This is a genomic window from Methylobacterium nigriterrae, assembly GCF_037106235.1.
Taxonomy (GTDB): Bacteria; Pseudomonadota; Alphaproteobacteria; order Rhizobiales; family Beijerinckiaceae; genus Methylobacterium; species Methylobacterium nigriterrae.
The window spans coordinates 1-3,068 of sequence record NZ_JBAWTG010000270.1; the positions used below are offsets into that span (position 1 = coordinate 1).

Here is a 3,068-nt window from a genome sequence, read left to right on the forward strand (position 1 = left end):
TCCTGTAATGACCCTCGTTGTCCCCAAGTACGTCCTCTCCTTCCCGCCGGCGGGGACAACTGGGGTTTTTCTATAGAGATCATTCTTTCCCCCTCCCTGTAATGTCCCCCGTTGTCCCCCGCACGAACTCGGCCGCGCGTTCGATCTCCGCCTCGATCCCGCTCCAATCATCGTTGTCCGACGGGTCCATCTGCGGCCCGTAGCGGTCGGCGAGGGACGCCCAGCCCTTCTTCCGCTCCCGCCGGGCCACGATCTCCTCCATCGCGGACAGGGCGGCCGCGTCGAGCCTGTAGCGGCGGATCTTCCGGCCCGAGACCTTCTGGGTGCCGACCCGCGTGTGGCCGAGCCCCAGGAGGCCGAGCACTTGCCCCAGTTGCTGGGCCGGCTTCCTCAGGATGTCGGAGCGGACCTCGCAGCCAAGCAGGCTCTCCAGCGGCCCCTTGTTGTCGGTCATGAACCGCGCCAGGGCCTCGAGGTCACGGGTGTCGAACACCGCCTCGGCATCGAACATTCCCGCAACGCGTCCGTCCGAGACCAGCCGGATCGCATCCGGCTGCGGAACGAGGCGGCCTGGCCTGGTCTCGAGCACCCCGAAGGGCAGTGGATCGTGGCGATGCTCCCGCCACAGCGGCGTCAGCCGGAACAGCCGGACGAGGACCGGGGCGAGATCCTGCCTGGCGTCGCCGATGAAGCTGAGATCCTTGTGCAGCGGCTCGAGCGGGTTCGCCGGGACGGCCTCCGGCGGGAGCCGGGTGACCTCCTCGAACAGGCGGACTTCCCGCCGGAATCTGCCGCCCCGGTCGAGCCGGACCAGGTCCGGCGACGCCACGGCCCGGTAGAACAGCTCCAGGCGCGTGCGCTCGTAGGACCAGCGGGTCGCCTCGCTGACGACCCCACCGGCTTCGAGCGACTTTTGAACCTGCTCGAGTTCGGGCCGCGCCAGAACGGACGCACCCACGATCTCGGCCACGAGCTCCTCGCCGGCCAGGTCCGCTCCCCGCTTCAGGGCTGCATGACCGTCGACGCTCCGGTCGAGGTTCTTGCCGACATGGATGATGGTGCAGCCCCGGGCCTGCTTGTAGCGGACGTAGTTGCCGCGGAGGTTGTTCTTCGAGGCGCGCTCGGCCGACTTGAGGAGGACCGCCATCTCGATCAGCGGGTCGTCTTCGATGAAGCGTGGCTTGCCGTCGTCGTCGAAGCCGTCGAGCATGTCCTTGTACAGCCCCGCCCGCAGGATGTCGTGCCGCACGACGTCGACATGGGTTTCGAAGGTGAAGCGGCGGGGCGTGATCCAGACCTTGGCAGCCCCGGGATGGCGGACGCGGGCAAGCTGCTGGTCGAAGTCGAGGTGCGTGTTGATCCCCGGCTCGCAGAAGCCGAACACGGCATCCACGAGCTTGGCGTTATCGGGAAACGTAATGTCCACGCCCGTACCGAGCGAGGGCGAGCAGAGGATGACGTCATAGAGAGCGGCCCGGGCTGCGGCGTTCGCCACGAAGTCCTGCACCTCGGCCCGTGAGCCGGTGTCGGCCGTGACCGTGATGAGCCGCTTGGTGGCGCCGAACCGGTTGCGGAGGATGGCCGCGAGCTTGACGATCAGCTTCTTCGAGTTGGCGGTGACGAAGCACCGCTTCCCGTCCGCGACGGCCTGCAGCAGATCGCTGATGAGGTGGTTCTTGTTCTCGTAGAGCTCGATCGTCCTCCGGTCGGCCGAGGGCGTTTCGTTGATCCAGAGGCGGATGGGCTTATCTCGCTGCCAGGCCCCGTCCGCACCCGGCCGGCTCACCATGCGGGCCAGGGTGTTGTGGGTGAGGTAGCCAAGGTCGGCATCGAGCGCGACGACGTGCTTTGCCCCGCGCACGACTTCGCGGAGGATCTTGTAGAGGCGGTCCTGGTGGCCGCGCGAGGTGATCGTGTCCGAGAAGAGATGACCGAACACCTGCTCGGACTCGTCGATGATGACGAGCTCGAAGCCGTCCTCGAGCCGGATCTGGTGCAGGCTGTCGAGACATATCCCGAAGCGCTTGGGCGTCTTGCGGACCCGGCGCTTCCGGTAGGGCCTCTTCCTGGCGGGCGTTCTCGTCTCAGCGGTCATCCTCGTCCTCGCACAGGAAGGGCAGCAGGGAGGCCGCATCCTCCTTCGGCCCCGCGGCGGGCTTTGCGGCGCTCTTGTTCAGGTCGAGGTAGCAGGTGAGGTCGAGCCGCTTGCAGCTGCCCCGGATGAGCGTGCGGCGATGGCCGATGAGCAGGACCGTCTTCACGCACGCGCCCACCTGCCTCATGGCCTCGGTCTTGCCGGTGCCCTTGTCGCTCATCGCGAGCGTAATGCCGGGCAGCGGCACGGTGGGAGCCGGCCGCCCGGAGACGATGTGAACCCGGCAGCCGGTGAGGCGCTCGCGGGTGAGCACATCCCGGCTCGGCCAGGCGTCCTCCTCCGGCTGGGTCGATTCGGCGGCGGCTGCCACGGCCCGGGCCGTCCGAACGAAGTCGTCGGGATCATACTCGTCACGCGGCTGGTCGCCGGGCCAGTAGCTCTTCGCGCAAGCCGAGCAGAAGACGCCGGGCACGCCGTGGCGGTTCTGGATCACGACGGCGCTCGGGTTCTCGTCCGGGTGGACGGGGCAGTAAACTGCCGTTCTCGGCGGGACGTCGCACAGCAAGGCCTGCCGCCCGTTGGCCAGCCACAGCTCCTGACGGGGGCCGAGCGTCACGACCGAACGGCGGCTGGCGATCTCGCGGGTCGGCAGCTCGGTGTCGTCCGGCAGGGCGGCGTCGGCGATCAGCTCGCGCAGGAGCTCGGAGCCGAGCTCGCCGCCGATGTGGTGCACCTGTGCCCTGCGGTTGCCGAAGCTGATCCGGGTGGCATCCGTCGCTGCCATGTCCCCGCCGAGACGTCGCGCCAGGCCGCGGTTGACCGCCCTCATCCGGCGTGGGCAGGTGACCGTCTCGGGCAACAGGAAGACGATGCGGAAGCGGTGCGCTTCCGGGCTGTGGCGCGCCGTCGTGTAGAGCATGCGGCCGTGCTGCCGGACGAAGGGGTTGGCGAGCGCCTCCTCGACCGAAAGGCC

General features: G+C 68.4%; 1 protein-coding gene and 1 pseudogene. Both read right to left on the reverse strand.

Annotated features, from left to right (window positions below):
* Nucleotides 1-79: 79 nt before the first annotated feature.
* Nucleotides 80-2,095: a plasmid replication protein, CyRepA1 family gene (locus tag WDW90_RS35900; RefSeq protein ID WP_336492521.1), complete on the reverse strand. Its 2,016-nt coding sequence runs from the start codon at nt 2,093-2,095 to the stop codon at nt 80-82.
* A pseudogene (locus tag WDW90_RS35905) lies at nt 2,085-3,068 on the reverse strand (hypothetical protein); the annotation flags it as partial. The gene WDW90_RS35900 and the pseudogene WDW90_RS35905, both read right to left, overlap by 11 nt.